At 58.4% G+C, this 1,317-nt stretch carries 1 protein-coding gene and 2 pseudogenes; all 3 read right to left on the bottom strand.

The window, feature by feature from the left end; genetic code table 11:
* Positions 1-180: pseudogene (locus BKH20_RS13265) on the bottom strand (Imm5 family immunity protein); the annotation flags it as partial.
* Positions 181-237: 57 nt separating this feature from the next.
* A pseudogene (locus tag BKH20_RS14850) lies at positions 238-315 on the bottom strand (Imm5 family immunity protein); the annotation flags it as partial.
* 228 nt (positions 316-543) lie between these two features.
* Complete coding sequence (locus BKH20_RS13260; RefSeq protein ID WP_075391436.1) at positions 544-888, bottom strand: hypothetical protein; 345 nt, start codon at positions 886-888, stop codon at positions 544-546.
* Positions 889-1,317: the final 429 nt, after the last annotated feature.

Raw genomic sequence — 1,317 nt, 5'->3', positions numbered from 1 at the left:
GGCCATCTTCAGCTCGATCCGGCGACGGTAGGAGGCCTCCGGGTCCTCGGGGTCGATCATGGCCCGCCACACCCGCTTGCGGGTCCCCAGGGACAGGATCGCCTTGGGGTTGTCCTCCTCGTCGAGCAGCTCGGCGCGAGCCGCCTCAACCTCGGCGCGCACCGCACCCATGTCGATCATCTGATTCCTCCTGTTGAGCACTAGTTGGTGTTGAGCACTGGTGAGCCCGGCTAGTGGTCACTGAGCCTCGAGGACTGCGGGGATGGCCTCGTCGAGGTACCACAGCCAGAAGGCGCGGCGGGCATCGACGTCGGCGACGACTAAAGGCGCTGACTAGGATGGTGACCAGCCTCGTAGTGGTCACCATGATGGACAGCATTTGACCGCAGCTTGGCGATCACGTCAGCGATTGTGTCGCACACTCCAAAACGGGGTCACGCATGTCACGAGAAGCATGGTTCCTGACGCAGCGATAGTTTCTCGTTTATCGCAATCGAGAGCTGTTCAGTCCGCTCTGCGGAGCAGCCACCAAAAGAGCCACTTTCACGCCCAGGCGCCCTTGAGGGTATCCTCTCCTTTTTCTGTTGTTTCATAGATGAGCATTCTGCCGTCTGGTTTGTCCATCGTCAGAAGTCTTTCCGGGGTAACCATCTGGCAACCCAAAGGGTCGCCTGGATGATGTACGGGTTCACGCGAGTTCGGATCCCCTAGCCATACCTCGATCATCCCGTCATTAATTAGCTGAATAAGAATATCGGTTGCCCTGGCAAGGGTGATGGTATTGTCGTTCAGCCCTTCCTTGTCCTTTATGGCATTGAATGCTTCAAGGCCGCTCGTTTCGGCCTCGGTTCCCATGAACAGCACTTCGGCAGTGGTGGGGTCGATCATAACGCTGGATTTCCTTCCAGTGGGATTCGATATGTTTTTCCGCCCTCTGACACTCGGATGTATGGACCTGAGTGTAGTGGATCTTTGGCCCAGGGCTTTCCTGGTTCGTAAATAATTTGCTCGCCGTTACGGTGGGGATTCCTAAACCTAATCCCATCAGGCTCTTTTCGTGGGGTGTCAGCAATCCAGTCGTCAGGAATGATATCGCGAACCTCGTCGGCAGGGCGTCCCCGTAAGCTCTGCACGTCTGGGAAGGGTCCTTCTGGGCGAGCCTTACCCCCATTCTTTTTCGGAGCGGGCTTGGCAGCGCCGTCACGTCCCTTGTCCGGGCTATGCGGCGTCTTGCCTTTATCGGATGGTGGAGCTCCTCCTCCCCCCTTCTTGGGTGGAACGGCGCTGGCAGCGGCGGCCCCCTTGGCGGCGTCGGCT

This window comes from Actinomyces oris (genome assembly GCF_001937445.1).
GTDB classification, from domain to species: domain Bacteria; phylum Actinomycetota; class Actinomycetes; order Actinomycetales; family Actinomycetaceae; genus Actinomyces; species Actinomyces acetigenes.
This window is presented reverse-complemented; position numbering and strand designations above follow the sequence as displayed.